This is a genomic window from Microbulbifer sp. S227A (assembly GCF_049800935.1).
Genome location: NZ_JBNAFZ010000017.1, coordinates 1 through 18,758, shown reverse-complemented (window position 1 = coordinate 18,758; position 18,758 = coordinate 1). Strand labels below are relative to the sequence as shown.

The following is an 18,758-nucleotide window of genomic DNA, read 5'->3' as shown; positions in this document are numbered from 1 at the left end:
CGCCAAGGTGATCAGGACACAGTCTACTCATCAATGATTACGCGGCCACCAATATCAGCGATAGACCGTGCACCGATCTGGATCATGTTGTTCTCAAGATCCTGGCGCAGGATCGTACAGGCGTGATCCGCGCCCCGATCCCCCAAAGCAGCAACCGCATAGAGAAACGCACGACCGAGAAAGCAGAAATCAGCGCCCAGGGCCAATGCCCGCAGGATATCAAGCCCGCCGCGAATACCGCTGTCAAAGAGGACCGGCACCCGGCCTGAAACCGTCTTGACAACACCTGGCAGGGCATCAATGGCTGCGGGTGCGCCGTCAAACTGCCGGCCGCCGTGGTTCGACACCCAAATCGCATCGGCACCATGGGCAATCACCTTTTCGGCATCGGCGGGATGCAAGACACCCTTGACCACCAGATTGCCCTCCCATCCCGCACGGATACGATCCAGGTCGTCCCAGTTCGGGCGCCCATCAACGATCGTGCCAATCAGCTTTGCCGCCTCTTTCATCGACGCCGCGGGGAAATAGCGTTCGAGCGTTCGGAACCGGGGTTGGCCATAGTGCAACGTCGCCAGCGCCCAATGCGGCCGTTTCGCCACCCTCCAAAAAGTTCGGGGGGTCATTCTGGGCGGCACCGTCAACCCGGCGGCCAGTTGCCGTTCCCGTCTGCTGCCAACCGGCACGTCCACCGTGACAATGATCGTGTCAATCCCCGCCGCCCGGACCCGGGCCAACAGATCGTCCAGCACGTCCGCTTCGCGGGGCGGATAGATCTGCATCCAAGTCATGTCCGGCGCGTGCCCGGCCACCATCTCTGGCGTTTCATTGGCGACCATCGACAGGCCAAAGGGCAAGGAATGGGTCTGCGCTGCGCGGGCCAGCATGTTTTCGGCGCCGGGCCACATCAGCCCCGACATGCCGACCGGCGCAATGCCGAAAGGCACGGCATAGTCACGCCCCATAAGACGGGTCGCGACATCCGGTGTGTAACGCCCCTGCATGACCCGCGGCACGATCCGAACGGCGTCAAGTGCTGCGCGGTTTCGGTCCACCAACCGCTCCATGCCCGTGCCGCTGTCCAGATACTCCCACGCAAAGAACGGCATACGCCGCTTTGCACGCGCCGCCAGATGCCAGGTTGATGGATAGCTGTCTGCCAGATTGGCCATGGCTCAGGCAGGCCCCACAGGGATCCGGTTTGGTCCGATATCATCCGGCCTTCGGGCCAGGAAACCTTCAAGCGTTTGCCGGCGTTCGGCATAGGCCGGATCGTCAAAGACATTGATCATTTCCTGCGGATCGCGGAGCAGGTCATACATCTCGCCCACCCCCGACCGCATATCCATCGTCAGCTTGTCGGTCCGCGTGCGCACACAGCGCAAGGACAGCGCCACCCCGACGCGATTGGGCAACAGTTCCCATTCGCTCATGGCAAAGTCGCGCGGCGCGGCCTGCCCCTCCATAAGGGGGCGCAAACTGGTGCCATGTTGCGTCTGCAAGGCTGAGACACCGGCAAGGTCATACAGGGTCGGACCCAGATCGAGCACCGAGACAGGCTCATCCACCACCTGCCCCGCGGCCACCCCCGGCCCGCGCACAATCAATGGCACTCGCAACAATCCTTCGTAAAACATCGGACCCTTGAGCACCAAGCCGTGATCGCCCAGCCAGTCGCCGTGATCGGCGGAATAGATGACATAAGTGTTGTCATCCAGACCCGCCTGGCGCAGCGCATTCAGGATGCGCCCGACATGATGGTCGATCAGCGAGATCTGCCCATAGGTATTGGCAATGATCTCGCGCAGCTGGTCATCGGTCTGCGGCGGGATCCGCGAATAGGATTTGCGGATTTCAACCTCGGCCGAATTGCCCTGCGGTTCGCTTGCCACCGCCGCGTGGTGCCACCAGGGGCGATTGTCAAAGTCGCGGCTGCGGTTTTCGGGCAAATCCACCTCTGCCGGATCATGCAACAGCGACCATGGTTCCGGGCAATCGAACGGATGGTGCGGATCAGGAAAGCTGATCCAGGTCATGAAGGGTTTGTCGGCGTCGCGCCCGTAGTTCAGCCAGTCAATCGCGCGGTCCGCCGTCCAGGGCGTGTTGTGATAGGCCAGAGGCAATTGGCTGTGCCAGGTCTGGGCCGCGCCCCCGGTGTCCCTGCCGCCCTGGGCATAAAGCGCATTCAGTTCGTCGCCGCGCCCGCTGCCATAATAAAACCGCTCGTAATGCTGACCTCGGGGCGGCTTTTGAGGCGTGAACCAGTTATGGCCGTGCAGCATGATCTCGACATGCTCAAACCCCATATAGGGTCCGGACCAGGTGTCGTCAAAATCCTCGGACGACAGCACGCTTTCGGGCGAACCGGTCTTTTCGCGGGCGTCATAGCTGGAGAAATGGGCCTTTCCGAAAAATGCAGTATCATATCCCGCGGCGCCAAGCGCCCCGGCAAAGCCCTTCTCGCCGACTTCGGGATCAAGATCGATACCATTGTCATGCACGCCATTGGTCCGACACAACTGGCCGGTCAGGATTGCCGCCCGAGACGGCTGGCACACAGGCGAAGGACAGATCGCCGACGCAAAGCGGGTGCCTTCACGGGCCAGCTGGTCCAGGTGTGGCGTACGGATATTGCGCCCTTCCACACCCAGGCAATCTCCACGATGCTGATCGGCCGTGATAAAGATGAAATTCGGTTGGGGCACGGTTTTCTCCGGTAGCTGGCAAGACAGTCGGCATCGCCGGGCACCCGATCATCGACGCCCGGAGTGATCACCAAGATCTAGTGCATTTATGATGTTTCTGCAACATTATTGTTGCTATGGCATATCTTTTCGATTTAGGCGTCAAAGCCCCAACCGGTTCACGGGAGAGACACTCACAGCAGGTTCCGCAGATGTACATGAGGGTTTGCAATCTCCTGCCTGGACGGGCTGTTCGCAGCCTCCAGAAGGCGCCTTCCGATCATGTAAGCTCTGGGTGCGTTCAGGGCATCGACCGCAACAAACGTGTTTCCCCTGAAATACCAATGGGAGCGCCCCTCTTCCTTGACATCGCGCACCAAGACGTCGCAATCGGCGGTGGAGTGGCCCGCCATCTGAAGTTTGAAATCATACTGATCGGACCAGAACCACGGGCGGGGCACATAGCGGGTTTCCGTTCCGCTGATATTCGCCGCGACGATATTGGCCGTATCAATCGCGTTTCCAACGCTCTCGAACCGAACCGGTCCCGTGTCCAGATGGTAGCGCGCGCAATCTCCGACCGCCCAAATCCGCCGGTCACAGGTCTGTCCCATGCTGTTTACGGAAATTCCGTTGTCACAGGGCAACCCGGCATCCCTGGCCAAGTCACAGGCCGGCTCGGCACCGATACCAACAACCGCGCACTCGACATTCAGAACATGACCGTCGGTCAACCTGGCACTGATTACACCTTGTTCACGCTCCAACCGTTCAAGCCCGATCCCCGTCCTGATCTCCACGCCCCGACTCGCATGCAAGTCAGCGATCCAGTTTGCAGTCTGCGCGCCGGCGACCCTGGCCAGTATTCTGTTCTGGGCTTCGATCAGCACGACGGACAGCCCGATTTTCCTGGCCACCGCCGCCATTTCCAACCCGATAAACCCGCCACCCACGACAAGAAGCCGGTTTCCCGACTTCAGGTAAGGCCGAATGGCATCAATGTCCTCGATGCCCCGGATGGTGAAAACACCTTTCAACCCGCCCCCCACGGCCCCCGGTAATCTGCGCGGTTTCGCTCCGGTTGCGAATATCAGGTTGCCATAAGAGATGGTCCTGCCGTCAGAGAGTGAGACCGACGCGGTTTCGCGATCCACTTTCATGGCCCGAGTGTTCTTAATCAGAGCGATCCGGTTGTCCTCGTACCAGCTCTCCGGTTTCAGGACTATTCGGTTCAAGGGCACGTCGCCCAGCAGATAGGTCTTGGACAAGGGGGGACGCTGATAGGGGGCAACGGCTTCCTCGCCGATGATCGTTATCGGTGCACCATAATCGCGGCGGCGAAGCTGCTCGGCAGCTGTCAGCGCCGATTGCCCGGCACCGATGATAACCGTGCCGAAATCCGAACCAATGGAATTGGACATTGCAAATGGCCGGCTCAGTACTGCGCGTCGGGAAGTTCGAAGACTGCCCCTGCCAGGTCCTCAGAGACCGTGATCTGACAGGACAACCGGCTGGTTGCCCGAACCGGACACGCGGCAAATTCCAGCATATCCTGCTCGATGGTGTTACGTTCCGCGAGCTTTTGGAATGATGTCTCATCGACAAAGACATGGCATGTCGCACAGGCCAACGACCCGGCACATTCCGCTACAATCCCATTGATGCCGTGCGCAATGGCGGCCTCCATGACCGTATGGCCATCGGTGGCCTCTACTTCACGACGCGCCCCTCCGGGTTCCACAAATACAAGTTTGGTCACGATATCAGTTCCTTTCTGCATGGGGTTGGGATCAGGCATTCAGGCGCACGCACAGCGCCGAAGGGCCTCGGAAAGACAGCGTCTTGGTCCACGAGATTTCCTGGCCGGGGACAAATTCCATACGCGGGAACCGCTGTGTCAGTTCTTCCAGAAGGATCCGCAACTCCAGACGTGCCAGAGGGGCGCCCAGACAGGTGTGCAGACCGTTGCCAAAGGCAATGTGACGGCGGGCGTTGTCGCGGCTCACGTCAAAGGTTTCGGGGTCGGTGAACACTTCGTCATCGTGATTTCCCGATCCGAGCGACAGCAGGAACTTTGTGCCTTCGGGAAAGCGCTTGCCAGCCACCTCGACCTCCCGTTTGGCAATCCTGCGCCAGGCAACAACCGAGGATGCATGACGCAGCCCTTCTTCGACGGCATTCGGAATGAGCCCCGGATCCGCAACCAGTTTCCGCCATTGATCGGGATGACGCATCAATTCGTAAAACAGGTTCCCCGCCGCATTCGTCGTCGTTTCGTGCCCGGCCAGTTGCAGCCCGAACACGAGGTTGCGCAGCTCGTTCATGGTCAGCTTTTCGTCGTCGCCATCGCGCAGCTTGAGCAGAACACTGGGATAATCGTCACCCGGTTCCTCTACGCGGGCATCAACCAGCGCGGAACTGAAATCCCAGAAATCGGCGATATCCCGGGCGGCCTCGTTCAGCTCCTGTTCAGTTGGGCGGCCAAAGATCGTCTTGATCCGCAGATCGCCCCATTCCTTGATCTTGCGCGGATCGAAATCGGTCACACCCAGCAACAGGAAAACGGCCTGGGCGGGGAATTCATAAAAGATCTCCTCGACCAGGTCGACCTCATCCTTTTGCGCCATCCGATCGAGATATCCGCGCACCAGTTCCCTCAGCTGGTCTTCGTAGAACGAGAATTGCCGGATATTCAGAAAGCGCGCGGCAATATGGCGGATGCGGGTGTGTTTCGGCGGATCGCAGGCCACCTGCACGGATTCATTCCTGAAGTCCCGCTGGTCCAGATAATCCCGCATGGTTTGCGGCCACGGACAGATCGGTCGGGTCGCGATCGCGGCCGAATAATTCTCTGAATCCTGTAGAATGGGTTTGATGTCATTCTGGTGCGTCACGACCCAATAGTCGATCTCGGGAGAATGAAAGACACGCACCTCGGGGCGGATCCTGGCAAAGAATTCATACATGCCGTCGTGTTCAAACGGCTGGTGATCCTGGCCCGCGTTGTGAAACGGACAGGTTCCGTTCCGAGAGTCTTTGCCTTCCATCTCTTTCACCATGCGCTGTGTATCGTTGTGGTCGATCTACATTCCCGATGTTGTCGTGTCAACATTAAGTTGCCACGGCAACACATCAAGCCTGACCGGGTTGTTGCCATTGGCCAGACACCATAGAACGGAACCATGATGACAACGGACCTTCCAGACGACCTGTTCACGGTGCAGCTTGAAGACCCTGACACCGGAGAGATCAGGGAAACGCTCAGCTTTGAGCGTTCTCCTACCGTCCTGCTCAATTTTGCCGCCGGCAGGTTCGCGCGCTATGGGGTGCCGATCTTTGCCGAAAAGCTGGGACTGCCTGCAATGGATTGGCGCATGCTGGTGATGTTCACCCAAGAGCCCGGTGCAACGGCAGCGCGGGCCTGTGAGACCACTGGTTTCGACAAGGGTGCAATCAGCCGCAGCATTCATCGGCTGGAAAAGGCAGGCCATGTCCGTTCCGGCGACTTGCACAGCAATGGCCGCAGCCGGGGGTGGTATCTGACCGAAGCCGGCAAGCAGCTTCACGACAAAGGGCTGAAGATCTCGATTGAGCGGCAGAAAGATCTGTTTCGGGGATTCGAGATGCACGAGATCGAAACCCTCTGCGACCTGCTGCGGCGCTTTCTGGTCAATCTCGACGACAAGGACCGGATCTAGGTCGGTGCCCGGCGACTTGGCCGGCGTGGAGGTACGCCATGCAGGCCGCGCGACGGAGCGGCTCCCTCAGATCGCGTAGTGTTTCAGGAAATCCCGGTCCGGCGTCACGCCCAGCCCCGGCCCTTCGGGGATGGCCACATAGCCGCCGGTGGCCTTGACCTGACCCTGAATGTCCAGGGGTTCGGCCAGCAGGTCGTCGCGAAATTTGTTGTCGGTGGTGTCGAACTCCAACAGCGGCTCCCATGGGAACAGCCCGCCCGGCAGAGGCGGCATGGCCGCCAGAAGATGCAGGTTCGTGGCCACGGCAATGGCGGACCCCCAGACATGGTTCACAACCGGCGTGTGATGGGCGTGTGCCAGCGCCAGAACCCGCAGGTATTCGCTGATCCCGCCAAGGGCGCAGACCTCGGGCTGAGCGATATCAAGTCCGCGGTTTTCCAGGATCTGCCGCCAGCCCCAGCGATTGAACTCGGCCTCGCCACCCGAGATATTGACCTTCAGCCCGGCACGCAATTCGCGATAGCCGTCCAGATCCTCGGGCGCGACCGGTTCCTCGAACCAATAGGCATCAAGCTCGTCCAGCGCGCGGCCGACATGAAAGGCATCCGCGGTGGTGTAGCAATGATTGGCATCGACCATGAAACGGAAGTCGGCACCGACCCCTTCGCGCACCGCGGCGCAGAGCTTGACGTCGTCGCGCGGACCAAGACCGACCTTCATCTTGGTCGCGGCAAACCCCATGTCGCGGATCATCGCCGCCTCGTCCCTGAAGCGGGCAATGTGATCGGCAACGCTCTGGCGTTTCAGCATCATGCCATAGCCATAGGCCTGTACCCGGTCGCGGTGACGCCCACCGGCAAGCTGGCACAGGGGCAGACCCGCCACTTTGCCGGCGATATCCCACAACGCGATGTCCACCCCGGACAGCGATTGCAGGGGCATGCCCTTCTGGCCGTGATCGCGCAACAGGTTATAGACCTTGTGCCAGACCACGTCCCGGTCCAGCGGGTTCATGCCCAGAACCAGGGGCTGGATCACCTGCTCGACGATGGTCCTGTTGGCGATCGCCACGTTGCCCGGCCCGAAACACTCGCCCCAGCCGGTAATGCCCTCGTCCGTCTCAACCTCGACGATATGCGCGGTGCGGCGGGTGTAATACTGCTGCGAATAGCCCAGTTCGGAAGGCAGGTCATATTGCAGCACGTGGCTGGTGATCCGGGTGATCTTCATGGGTTTACGCTTTCAAAGAGGGTGGTGTCCCGCGCACGGGTGATGCGCTTGAGGACAAGATAGTCATGCAGCGCCAGATACGAGCAGTCATGCCCGACCCCGGCATATCCGATGCCACCATGAGGCAGGTCGATGTCGTATTTCACGCCGTTGATCTGCACTTCGCCATAGCGCAGCGCGGCGGCATAGCGTTCCGCGCGGGCCAGATCGCGGGTAAAGACATAGGCCGTCAGCCCGCCCTGCCCGCAATCATTGGCTTGCCGCAACAGGTCGTCTTCGGTGTCAAAGGGGATGATGCTGACAATTGGACCAAAGGTTTCGTCGCGATAGACGTCCATCGTTTCGGTCACATCGCCCAGAACGGTCGGCGCAAGGAAATGGCCACGATCCAACCCCTTGGGACGATCACCGCCCGCCAGCAGGGTGGCGCCATCTTGCACCGCGCGGTCCACCAGCCCCTTGATCCGGCCAAGGGCGCGAGCGTTGATCAGAGGGCCGGTCGTGATGTCGGCCTCGCGGTCAAAACCGATCTTGGCGGCCCTGGCCCGCGCCACGGCCCGGTCGGTGAAGGCCTGCAGTACCGACCGCTGGACATAGACCCGGTTGGGCGAAACGCAGATCTGCCCCGCGTTCGAGAACTTCACGCCACAGACCACATCCGCCGCAAGATCGAGATCGGCGTCATCGAATACCAGAACCGGGGCGTTGCCGCCCAGTTCCATTGCGTATTTCTTGATCGAGGTAGCGCCGGTGCGGATCACGTGCTTGCCGGTCTCGGTCGAACCGATCATCGTCAGCACTGCCGGGATCGCCGAGGCCGACAGCGCATCCGCCGTGGCATGGGTCTCTGTCGCCAGAACCTGCACCACGCCTCCGGGCAACCCGATACGGGCGCAGATTTCGCCAATGGCATAGGCCGAGATCGGTGTTTCGTTCGAGGGCCGGATGATGATCGGGCACCCTGCCGCCATCGCCGGGCCCAGCTTGAAGGCAAGGTTCAGCAACGGGAAGTTCCACGCCAGGAACGCCACCGCCACCCCCGCCGGCTCCCAGACCATGCGGTGCGAATGGGTTCCGGCCCGGTCTGGCAGGCCGAATTCCTGAAGCCGCGCGATTTCCTCGGCGTAGAAATCCAGCGACGCGACCACGCGGTCCCAGTCTTCTTCGGTCTGCGCCCAGGGCTTGCCCATCTCGTGATGCACGCAGGCCCTCAGGTACTCTTCGTTCGCGATCACCTCGTCGCGCAAGCGGCGCATCCAGCGTTGGCGCGCGGCGATCGGGGTTGCGGCCCAGCCGGGAAAAGCATCGCGCGCGGCGGCCAGCGCCCGCTCTGCGTCATCGAAACCGGCGGCTGCAACGGTGGCCACGCGGTCCTCGGTGGCCGGGTTGAACACGTCGATCTGTCCCTGCCCGCCGGTCAGCGCGCCATCGATATACATGCGGGTTGGAAAACGCATCTTGGCCTCAATCAAACAGTGTTGCGATATTGGTTTTGATGCTGTCGCCGATATACAGCGCCAGCGCCTGGATCGTGGAGGTCGGGTTGACGGCTCCGGTGGTTACAAAGATCGAACCATCGACGATAAACAGGTTCTTCACGTCATGGCTGCGGCCCCAGCTGTTGACCACCGAGCGTTCCGGGTCATCACCCATGCGGCAGGTGCCCATCTGGTGCCAGCCAGCGCGCCACCAGACCTCGTCGTCAGTCTTCGAGATCACCGTCCTGGCCCCGGCCGCCAGCAAAAGCTCTTCTGCCCGCGCCGTGCCATGTTTCAACATGGCCTTGGTGTTTTCGCCAAGGCGATAGGTTATCCTGGGCGCGGGAATGCCATCGCTGTCGGTCAGATCGGGGTCGAGCGTAACGCAGTTCACCTCTTCCGGCAGGTCTTCGGTCACCACGGTAAGGCTTGCGAGATACGGATAGACGTTGTCCATGACGTCGCGATGTTCAGCACCCCAGGGGATCGGGTTGTCGATGCCAAAGCCACCGAGGGCAAAGGTCATCGGGGTGGTCGAGCGTCCGGAGTGAAGCCCATAGCCGCGCACGAAACCGCGTGAGGGGTCGGATTCATAAAATTCCTGGCTGAGGATCGAACAGGCCATCGGCCCTTCGTGCCCCCGCATCGGCTCGTCAAACACTCCCGAAACGCCGGTTAGCGGGTGAAACATCAGGTTCTTTCCGACAAGCCCCGAGCGATTGGCCAGCCCGTCGGGGAACAGCTTTGACTTTGAGTGCAGCAACAGGCGCGGCGTTCCGACCCCATTGCTGGCCATGATCACCAGTTCGGCCTTTTGCTCATACACCTGCCCGTTCGGCCCGTGGTACAGGACACCCGTCGCGAACCCGGTGGCCTGGTCAATGAGAACCTCGCGCACGCGGCAGCCTGTGCGCAGCTCGACACCGGCGTTTTCCAGCATTGGCCAATAGGTGAAATTGGTTCCCCCCTTGGCCCCCGCCGCACAGCCAAGATCGCAGGTGCCGGCGTTGACGCATTTCTGCCGGCCATCGTGATCGCGGCTCAGGATCGAGACATCCGACGGCCACCAGTGCCAGCCCTTGCGGTTGAACCCGCGGGCCAGCGTCTGGCCCAGCTTGCCGATGGGGATGGGGGGCAGTTCCGGTTCATAATGCGGGTATGCCGGATTGCCGCCCAGTCCGGACACGCCGGTGTTGCGGTCGTTCAGCTCGTAAAACGGTTCCAGCGTGTGATAGTCCACCGGCCAGTCCGCGCCGACCCCGTCCAGCGACCGGGCGCGGAAATCCGACGGGCGCAGCCGCGGCCAGTGGCCAAGGAAGTTCATTGTCGACCCGCCGACGCCGTTCCAGTTGACCGGCGTGATGCAGCTGTCTCTGGAATTGATCGGGTAATCCTGCTTCAACCCGCGCACGTTGGGATCACAGGAAAAATCACCATAGCGCGCCAGTTCGTAATCCTCACGGCGCGAGGGAAAGTCCGTGTCCGCCAGATGCGGTCCCTGCTCGAGACACAGGATGCGCATCCGCGTTTCCAGAAGCGACCACGCAATGGCAGCGCCCGATGCGCCCGCACCGATGATCAGAACGTCAACCGGGTCCTGGCTCATGACTTGTCCTCTATCCTGCCTGTCGGGTCGCGATAGATTGGGCCGCGCGCCCGCACCGGTGCCGTCAGATCGGCCATGAATTCGGCGCTTTCCCGGACAACCTCATAGCCCTTTGGGTGTACGGGTTGCGTGCCGACGCCGACAAAGCCACGCGCCTCGGGGCGGCTGTAATAGCCCTTGTATGTGGCGGCCAGCAGCTCCTGAAACGCCTCGGGCAGGTCGCGTTCCAGCTGGCGGACCGTATCGGGAGACATACCGCCCGCCAGCTTGCGGGCATGGCCCGCGACCGCCGCAACAGCACTTCCGAGAGCGGGGTCAACCGCGGATTCAGCAAGGATGAATTCCGCCACACCAAACTCGCCCGCCCCGGGGATGCCGCGCTTGGAATTGGCCGGAATAAGCTGATCGAGAAGCGTGTCGAGAAGCTCGCGATCAACGGTGTCAAAGGCTCTGGCCATCTCGATCTCCTATCGCCCGTCCGCACCGGACCGCGACACCGCGTCGATGGCCACGGCCAGAAGCAGGATCGCCCCCGATACCATCAGCTTGTCCGCCGCGCTGGCACCGGTAAGGTCCAGCCCGTTGCCCAGCGAACCGATGACAAGGGCACCAAGGATCGCGTTCCAGACCGAGCCGCGCCCGCCAAACAGCGACGTGCCACCGATAACCGCCGCGCCAATCGCCTCGAGCAGCAGCGACCCCCCGGCAAAGGCCGTATAGGACACCGACCCGAACCGCGACGCACCAAAGATGCCGCCGATGGCCGCCATCAACCCGACGATCCCGAAGGCCGCCACGCGGATGCGCTTGACGTTCATACCAACCCGTCGCGCACTTTCCTGGTTGCCGCCAACCGCGAACAGCGACCGGCCAAACGGGGTCGAGGTCGTCACCCAACCCAACAGCGCGGTGATCCCGATCAACAGCACGATCAGCAACGGCAGCGAGCGATAGGCGTTCAACGTCAGCACGACGGCGATCACGAGAAGACCAAAGACGATCACTTGCCCCCAGAGTGCCATTGGCGACTCGAGATCGAGATTGCGCGCCTTGCGCTGCGCCTGCTGGCGCAGGTTGACATAGGCAAAGGCCGCGACACAGACCACTGCCAGCACGACCCCCCACATGTCAGGGATCAGCACCCGCGCGATTCCCCGCACGAACTCGTCCCCGACATTGAGGTTCCCGGTCGGCAGGATCTTCTGCATCAGGCCCTGATACCCAAGCAGACCGGCCAGCGTCACGACAAAGGACGGGATGCCGACATAGGCCACGAGGACCCCCTGCGCCGCGCCCATCACGATACCCACGGCCATGACGATCAGACAGGCCAGCCAGCCTGGCACACCCGCCAGAAGCATCACCCCCAAAAGCGCGGCGCAAACCCCGGCCGTGGCCGCCGCGGACAGGTCGATATCACCCAGCAACAGAACCATCGTGATGCCAACGGCAAGGGTGGCAATCACGGCCGATTGCATGAACAGGTTGTAAATGTTGCGGGGGCTGAGAAAAATCAGCCGGAATTCGTCAGCATCGCCAAAGGCATAGTCGACGAACGGCAAGACCAGACCGAAATACAGCCAGATCGCCGCCAGCGCCAGAAGTACCGGCACGAAGGCACCGAACCGGGTCTCGCGCATCGCGCGGAACCGGTCGAGGAAAGAAAGTCTGGCGTCAGCTTGCATTGCTCGATCCATCGTCAAGGCCGCGCGTCATCGCCACGACAATTTCGTCCGGGGTTGTTTCGGCTGTTCTGTAGGTCGCGACATTGCCGCCATGCCGCAGCACACAGATTCGGTCGGCAACTTCGAAAATGTCGCGCATGTTGTGAGAAATATAGACAACGGCATGGTTGGTTTCCCGCAGCCGCTTGACCACTTCCAGCACCTGCCGTGTCTGCGCCACACCCAAGGCGGCGGTCGGCTCATCCAGCATCACGACGCCGCTTTCGGCGCCAACGGCCCGCGCGATGGCAATGGCCTGTCGCTGACCGCCGGACAGCCCGCCGACCTTGGCGCGCACCGATTTCAGGGTCCGCACCTCGAGACGGTCAATCGCCTTCTTGGCCTTGACCTCCATCTCCAGCGTATCCAGCGGGCGCAACAGGCGCGGCAAGAACGTCCAGCCCGGCTTGACCGGCTCAACGCCAAGCGACAGGTTGGCCGCCACGTCCAGGTTCTCGCAGAGCGCGAGGTCCTGATAGACAATCTGGATCCCGAGATCCGTGGCGTCATTCGGGCTGTGGATCGACACCTGTTGCCCATCGAGGAAGAACGCGCCCTCGTCGGCGACATGGGCGCCGGCGAGTGTTTTCATCAGGGTCGACTTGCCCGCGCCGTTGTCTCCGACAAGTGCCATGACCTCGCCGCGCGCCACTTCGAAATCGACCCCGCGGAGGGCATGTACGCCGCCAAAATGCTTGTGAATTCCGGCCACGCGCAGGTGAGGCGGCGGGGCATGATGCTCCGCCTGATTGTTTTCAGACGTCATTGTGCGACCAGTCAGCTACAGAAACCCGTTGCCGCGGCTTCGCCCTGGCAAACCATGTCCCTGGTGATCGACGGATCATTCTCGATCACATAGCCGACGCCCTCGGCACCAACCGCCGAATAGCTGTCGACCGGGACGAACGCGACATCGGCACCTACGCCGTTCTGCACCACTTCGGTCGCCAGATCCGAATAGTCATCCCCGTTCAGAAGACGAACCGAAACATTGGCGGCAGCAGCAGCCATTTCGTGCAGCGGACGCCAGCCACACTGGGTCTGCTTGCCCAGAAGCATCAGTTGCTGCGCCTGAACCGTGCAATCCAGACCGGATACCGGCACCGTGCCGGCCATGCCCTGCTCTTCCATCGCGGCGATGGCAGCACCGGCATTGCCGTCGTTCGAAGACACCACGCCCTGCACATTGTTGTTCAGCTGGGTCAGCGCCTGGTCCATCGAGCGGCGCGCAATCGCCGGGTCCCAACCCGGGGTCCAGTTCTCGTACCCCATAACCCGCTCGCCCGCGTCAAACAGCGGCTGCAGAACCGAAACCTGGCCCGCATGGATCACGGCGGCATTGGGGTCGGTCGGCGAACCCTTGAGCAGAACCAGCGTATCGCCCGGCTTGGTGTTGTCGACAACGTGCTGTGCCTGCGCAGCGCCCGTGGCGAACATGTCCGCCTGCACCCAGAACTTGGTATTGGGCGAATTGATCATGCGATCATAGGCAATCGTGGGAACGCCTTCCTCTGCCGCGGTATCGGCAATGATGGCCGAGCTTTCGCCATCGATCGGAATGACAACCAGAACTTTTGCCCCCTGTGTCAGCGCCTGCTCCGCCTGCCGCTGTTGCACCGAGGTGTCGTTGTTGGCGTTGTAGACCTCGACCTTCACGTCAGGTGCGATTTCTTGCATCGTTGCGACAAAAGCGGCGGCATCCTGCTGTTCCCAGCGGGGATTGACATTTTCCGGCAGAAGCAGCGCAACCATGTCCGCGGCCATCGCGGGCGCGGCACTCGTTAGCGCCGCCACCGCAACGCTACCGGCCAAAAGGCCTTTTTTATATTGGGAAAACATCATATCCTCCTCGTTGATGTTTTGGCGCCTCGCAGCGCCTGAAGATCAGGTGGCAAATTGCTGTTCGAGCATGTTGGTGCCGTGAGTTGTTGACGCAGATCCCGGCACCGCCACTTGTTCGTCCACCATTTCGAACCAGCGGCGTTTTTCAGATCGGAATGACAGGCCCCGCCCGCCGGTCCGTATCAGAAACTTGTTTTTCCTCCCTGGCGCGCGCGGTCTTCCAGCGCCGCCCCCAGTCGTTCGCTTGTGTTTTCCAGATGCAGAAACATCTTTTCCTCGGCGGTACCCGCATCGCGCGCCAGGATCGCGTCCAGCACCTCGCGGTGGAATTCGATCGACTGTGGATTGTCACGCGGATCCGCATTGGTAAGCCGGATCGAACTGAGCAACGCCGAAAAGATCACACCCTCCATCGAACGCAGGATTTCGTTGTTGGCGGCCCGAAAGATCGCGCGGTGAAACTCAGCATCGGCGACAACGTAATCTTCTGCCGACGCGCCGCTGCGCTCCATCCGGTCCTGCGCCTCACAGATTTTCTGGTGCTGCGCCTTGGTTCCGTTCTCCGCCGCCCAGGCTGCCGCCTTGGGCTCCATCACCCGGCGGATTTCCATCAGCTGCCTGAGAAAATCGGGCTTGATATCGACCGACAGGTGCCAGGCGAGGACGTCATCGTCCAACAACGCCCAGCTCGTGCGCGGTCGCACACGGGTACCGCTGCCCCGCCTTACCTCGAGCAAGCCTTTACCCACCAAGAGCTTGACCGCCTCGCGAATGACCGACTTGCTGACCCCGTATCTCCCGGCAAGCTTGGTCTCATCCTCGATCAGCTCGCCTTCCCGGCAATATCCTCCGACAATGCGCCGTCCGATCTCGCGACAGACCTGGGCGGCCAGACCAGGCGTCAACGCATTCACGTTTTTGAGGTCGTAGTAAAGAATCTCATTCATATGACTAAGATAAACATCTGATGTTTCCTGTCCACTCATTTTTGAACCTTTCAGACCGGGGCGCAGATCAGTGAGCGGTAACCATGCCGATCCCCGCCCGCCTTGCAGGCCATCCCGATCCGTGAAACCCGGGGAAATCTTCATTCATGGCCCCTCGGGCGGATCGGGTCGGCAAGGCGACCTTCGACCTCGGTCCGGCCGTCGTCCGGGCACCGACTGGCATCCACGACACACTTGACGGACGAGACACCCGCGCCACCCCCGGCGCACCATGGGCAGACCTTGACCACCGCGCTCGCCGCCCCACCGCATGCGAAAAAGGCTCCGAGGCAGGTGAACCTTGCAAGCATTCTGCACAGGTCGGCGGCGAGACATCTTTCGCTGTTGCTTGCGTCCCATCTGCCTCAGAACCACCAACTTGGGATCCAATAATGCCCATAGATCTAAAAATTCGGTACATATTCCGGAAGAATATAGATTTTGGGATGCAAAACCGGCTTAGCCTTGGCAAGCGGCGAAAATCATCAGAGCGCGCCCGCCTCAATCAGCCCACGCATGCGGCCACCCCAGCAACTCGGAGGAACATCATGACCATTCTGGCTTTCATCCAGGGCAAGGCATCCAGGTGGTCATCCATTCTGGGCGGTTTGTCCGCTATTGTCCTGGCTTTCAACACAACCGGACCCGCGAATACACAGAACCTGTGGGAAGGTGAAATCACCCAAGAGGCCGCCGGCTTCCCCTTCATCACCAAGTTGATGATTGTTGACCCTGACCTACAGACAGGCAAACACAGATCAAGCCTTATGGGAATCCTGAATCGGAATCGGCGCAACACGCTCTAGCTCCTTTCAGCCATTCCCGTTGATTGTAACTATAGCTCTCTGAAATCGTGCTCACGACGCTGTCGGTGACTGACAAGAGGTTGTCCCGATTGGTCCAGCCAAGGTTGACATCGCGCAATACCGTCGTTCCAAGCGTGTCCTTGAGCCGCGTCAGGCGATAGGATTGATCATAGCTCAGCTTCATCATCAGAGCCGGTTGTCAACGGCGGAGTAAAATTCGGCCATTGTGGCGGAGCAAAAGTCGGCCAGTTTGGGGCGAGCGCCTTGGAGCGTGCGGCCCTCATATAGCAAGCCCGGTCCAAGGCGCATTGGCCGTCAGGCCAATTCTGTGAGGTTCATTTGTTAGCGGCGGCGAGGCGGGCGCGGCTTTGATTGAGGCGGTAGCTTTCGCCGTTCATCTCGAGGATGTTGACGTGGTGTGTCAGCCGGTCCAGCAGCGCGCCGGTCAGGCGTTCGGTGCCGAAGGTTTCGGTCCACTCCTCGAAGGGCAGGTTGCTTGTGATCAGGGTCGACCCTCGCTCGTAGCGCTGTGAGATCAGCTCGAACAGAAGCTCGGCGCCGGTTTTGCTCAAGGGGACGAATCCCAGCTCGTCGATGATCAGCAGTTTGACCTTGGCGAGTTTGCGCTGGAGTTGCAGGAGGCGTTTTTCGTCGCGGGCCTCCATCATCTCGTGCACGAGGGCTGCGGCGGTCACGAAGGCGACAGGCAATCCTTTCTGGCAGGCAGCCAGTCCCAGCCCGAGGGCGACATGGGTCTTGCCGGTGCCGGAGGGACCGAGCGCGATCACATTCTCCTTGCGTTCGATCCATTCGCAGCGCGCCAGCTCCAGCACCATCATCTTGTTGAGCGACGGGATCGCCTTGAAGTCGAAGCTGTCCAGGCTTTTGATGGTCGGGAACTTTGCGGCCTTGATCCGGCGTTCCACCATGCGCCGTTCCCGGTCGATCAGTTCCAGCTCGGTCAGCCGGGCCAGGTAACGCACGTGATCTACGCCTTCAGCGGCGCAGATACGGGCCTGCTTGTCATGTTCACGCAGGAACGTGGGCAGCCGAAGCGTTTTGAGATGGTGGGCCAGCAGCAGTTCGGGTGCATCCGTCATGCCCCACCTCCTGCCAGCAGGCTCATGTAGGATGCGGCGGAGGTGGTGGTGATGTTGGTTCTGGGCAGGAAGGGATAGACATCCAGATCCAGCCTCGGAGGCCTTTGCTCGACCCTGCACAAGATCAGGTGCTTGATTGCATCGAAGCTGACCGCTCCCATTCGCAGGGCATCTTTGACGGCAAGATGCAGCACGTCAATCTCGAAGCGCTCCAGAAGGCGCAGGACCTGCACATACTCGCGCTTGCCGGCCTTTCCCTGCCGGGCTTCCAGCAGTCGGCGCAGGGTTTTGAACGCTTCGGGCAACTCCCAGCCCTGCAGAGGCGCGGCCTGATCGAAGGACATGATCTTGCGTTCGATCAGCGCCAGGTAATGCAGTGGATCAAACACCATGTCGCCGGTGTCATAGGAGCGCGAATGCTCAGCGATCACCTCGGCGCCGCAGCCGATGACAACCCGGGTCACGAAGCCCTTGATCCAGACCGCACGGTGGCCGTAGGCAACCGGCACCGAGTAATCATTGCCGCGATAACGCACCACCGATGTCGATGTGACCTGGCCACTTTGCAACTCACAGGCCTCAAAGGGGGTGCCGGGCAAATCCCGCATCGCCGCGAGATCGGCCTTCAGCCGTTCCCCGATGCTGACCTTGTGGCCACGCAGAACATCACCCTGGCGCTTGCGGCACTGCTCTTCCAGGTGAGCGTTGAACGCGTGCCAGTCCGGAAAGGACGGGATCGGCACCATGAAGTTGCGACGTCCGTAGCCGACCAGCCCCTCCACGGCCCCTTTGTCATTGCCCTTGCCGGGACGGCCATAGCGGTCCCGGATCACGTAATGCGACAACATCGCGCTGAACCGCTGGGTTCTTTGCCGGGAGCCATCCGGCAGAATCCGGGCAACCAGGCAGCGGTCATTGTCATAAAGAACCGACTGGGGAACCGCGCCGAAGAACGCAAAGGCATGGACATGGCCGTCAAGCCACGCCTCGGTATTGGCCGCAGGATAGGCCCGGATGTAGCACGCGTCGCTGTGCGGCAGATCGAGGGCAAAGAAGTGTGCCTTCTGCTCGACGCCGCCGATCACGACAAGCGCTTCACCAAAATCGGCCTGTGCATGACCGGGCGGATGGCTCAGCGGCACGAACATCTCCTTGCCGGTCCGCTTCCGGTCTCGAACGTAATCCTTGACGATGGTGTAGCTGCCATCAAAACCGCACTCGTCCCGCAACCGCTCGAAAATACGCTTGGCGGTGTGACGCTGCTTGCGAGGGCGGCTCCTGTCTTCAGCAAGCCATTGGTCCATCTGGCTGGTGAACGCATCCAGCTTCGGGCGCCTGATCGGCGCTGTCCGCCGATATCCCGGCGGTTCCGAATAGGCCAACATCTTCGCAACACTGTCCCGGCTGATCCCAAAATCCCGGGCAATCTGACGCCCGCTCAATCCATCCTGGAAATGAGCGTGACGCACCTTCAAATACAAGTCCACGGTGTATATCCCCAAGCCCTCCCGAAATCCGAAAGGGCAAAAGTGGACGACTTTTACGCCGCCCGCGACAACACTATGCCGTCGCTACCGTGGCCGAGTATTGCTCCGCCGTTCACA

General features: G+C 61.1%; 17 protein-coding genes. 2 read left to right on the top strand and 15 right to left on the bottom strand.

Annotation, left to right across the window (positions count from 1 at the left end; all coding sequences use genetic code 11):
- Positions 1 to 23: 23 nt before the first annotated feature.
- The 5 genes from ACP15R_RS23975 to ACP15R_RS23955 form a co-directional block, all read right to left on the bottom strand.
- Positions 24 to 1,172: an alpha-hydroxy acid oxidase gene (locus ACP15R_RS23975; RefSeq protein ID WP_424988462.1), complete on the bottom strand. Its 1,149-nt coding sequence runs from the start codon at positions 1,170 to 1,172 to the stop codon at positions 24 to 26.
- A 3-nt stretch (positions 1,173 to 1,175) separates the two neighbouring features.
- Entirely contained in the window at positions 1,176 to 2,705 is a 1,530-nt protein-coding gene (locus tag ACP15R_RS23970) for a sulfatase-like hydrolase/transferase (protein ID WP_424988461.1), read from the bottom strand.
- Between the two features lie 173 nt (positions 2,706 to 2,878).
- Positions 2,879 to 4,105, bottom strand: a complete 1,227-nt coding sequence (locus ACP15R_RS23965; protein WP_424988460.1) for an NAD(P)/FAD-dependent oxidoreductase — start codon at positions 4,103 to 4,105, stop codon at positions 2,879 to 2,881.
- 14 nt (positions 4,106 to 4,119) lie between these two features.
- Entirely contained in the window at positions 4,120 to 4,443 is a 324-nt protein-coding gene (locus ACP15R_RS23960; RefSeq protein ID WP_424988459.1) for a 2Fe-2S iron-sulfur cluster-binding protein, read from the bottom strand.
- A gap of 31 nt (positions 4,444 to 4,474) precedes the next feature.
- Positions 4,475 to 5,743, bottom strand: coding sequence for a cytochrome P450 (locus ACP15R_RS23955; RefSeq protein ID WP_424988458.1), 1,269 nt, complete (start codon positions 5,741 to 5,743; stop codon positions 4,475 to 4,477).
- 126 nt (positions 5,744 to 5,869) lie between these two features.
- Between ACP15R_RS23955 and ACP15R_RS23950 the strand changes: the two genes are divergently transcribed.
- Entirely contained in the window at positions 5,870 to 6,382 is a 513-nt protein-coding gene (locus ACP15R_RS23950) for a MarR family winged helix-turn-helix transcriptional regulator (protein WP_424988457.1), read from the top strand.
- 66 nt (positions 6,383 to 6,448) lie between these two features.
- Here ACP15R_RS23950 and ACP15R_RS23945 read toward each other — a convergent pair whose 3' ends face one another.
- The 8 genes from ACP15R_RS23945 to ACP15R_RS23910 form a co-directional block, all read right to left on the bottom strand.
- Entirely contained in the window at positions 6,449 to 7,612 is a 1,164-nt protein-coding gene (locus tag ACP15R_RS23945; RefSeq protein WP_424988456.1) for a mandelate racemase/muconate lactonizing enzyme family protein, read from the bottom strand.
- Positions 7,609 to 9,069 (bottom strand): aldehyde dehydrogenase family protein, encoded by a 1,461-nt coding sequence (locus ACP15R_RS23940; RefSeq protein WP_424988455.1) that lies wholly within the window; start codon positions 9,067 to 9,069, stop codon positions 7,609 to 7,611. The genes ACP15R_RS23945 and ACP15R_RS23940 overlap by 4 nt, the downstream gene beginning before the upstream one ends.
- Before the next feature lie 7 nt (positions 9,070 to 9,076).
- Entirely contained in the window at positions 9,077 to 10,696 is a 1,620-nt protein-coding gene (locus ACP15R_RS23935; RefSeq protein WP_424988454.1) for a GMC family oxidoreductase, read from the bottom strand.
- Positions 10,693 to 11,154: a hypothetical protein gene (locus ACP15R_RS23930; RefSeq protein WP_424988453.1), complete on the bottom strand. Its 462-nt coding sequence runs from the start codon at positions 11,152 to 11,154 to the stop codon at positions 10,693 to 10,695. Before ACP15R_RS23930 ends, ACP15R_RS23935 begins: the two co-directional genes overlap by 4 nt.
- A gap of 9 nt (positions 11,155 to 11,163) precedes the next feature.
- Positions 11,164 to 12,381: a sugar ABC transporter permease gene (locus ACP15R_RS23925; protein WP_424988452.1), complete on the bottom strand. Its 1,218-nt coding sequence runs from the start codon at positions 12,379 to 12,381 to the stop codon at positions 11,164 to 11,166.
- A complete protein-coding gene (locus ACP15R_RS23920; protein WP_424988451.1) occupies positions 12,371 to 13,186 on the bottom strand; it encodes an ATP-binding cassette domain-containing protein in 816 nt (271 codons plus the stop codon). The genes ACP15R_RS23925 and ACP15R_RS23920 overlap by 11 nt, the downstream gene beginning before the upstream one ends.
- Positions 13,187 to 13,197: 11 nt before the next feature.
- The gene (locus ACP15R_RS23915; protein WP_424988450.1) at positions 13,198 to 14,259 is read right to left on the bottom strand and encodes a sugar ABC transporter substrate-binding protein; all 1,062 of its coding nucleotides are present in this window, start codon (positions 14,257 to 14,259) and stop codon (positions 13,198 to 13,200) included.
- A 185-nt stretch (positions 14,260 to 14,444) separates the two neighbouring features.
- A complete protein-coding gene (locus ACP15R_RS23910; RefSeq protein WP_424988449.1) occupies positions 14,445 to 15,209 on the bottom strand; it encodes a FadR/GntR family transcriptional regulator in 765 nt (254 codons plus the stop codon).
- Positions 15,210 to 15,796: 587 nt separating this feature from the next.
- Here ACP15R_RS23910 and ACP15R_RS23905 point away from each other — a divergent pair.
- Positions 15,797 to 16,054, top strand: coding sequence for a hypothetical protein (locus ACP15R_RS23905; protein WP_424988448.1), 258 nt, complete (start codon positions 15,797 to 15,799; stop codon positions 16,052 to 16,054).
- Between the two features lie 335 nt (positions 16,055 to 16,389).
- Here ACP15R_RS23905 and istB read toward each other — a convergent pair whose 3' ends face one another.
- Both istB and istA read right to left on the bottom strand, forming a co-directional pair.
- Positions 16,390 to 17,154 carry an IS21-like element helper ATPase IstB gene (gene istB / locus ACP15R_RS23900; protein WP_058317429.1) on the bottom strand — a complete coding sequence of 255 codons (765 nt, stop codon included), beginning with the start codon at positions 17,152 to 17,154 and terminating at the stop codon, positions 16,390 to 16,392.
- Positions 17,151 to 18,650 (bottom strand): IS21 family transposase, encoded by a 1,500-nt coding sequence (gene istA, locus ACP15R_RS23895; protein WP_139246466.1) that lies wholly within the window; start codon positions 18,648 to 18,650, stop codon positions 17,151 to 17,153. Before istA ends, istB begins: the two co-directional genes overlap by 4 nt.
- Positions 18,651 to 18,758 lie beyond the last annotated feature (108 nt).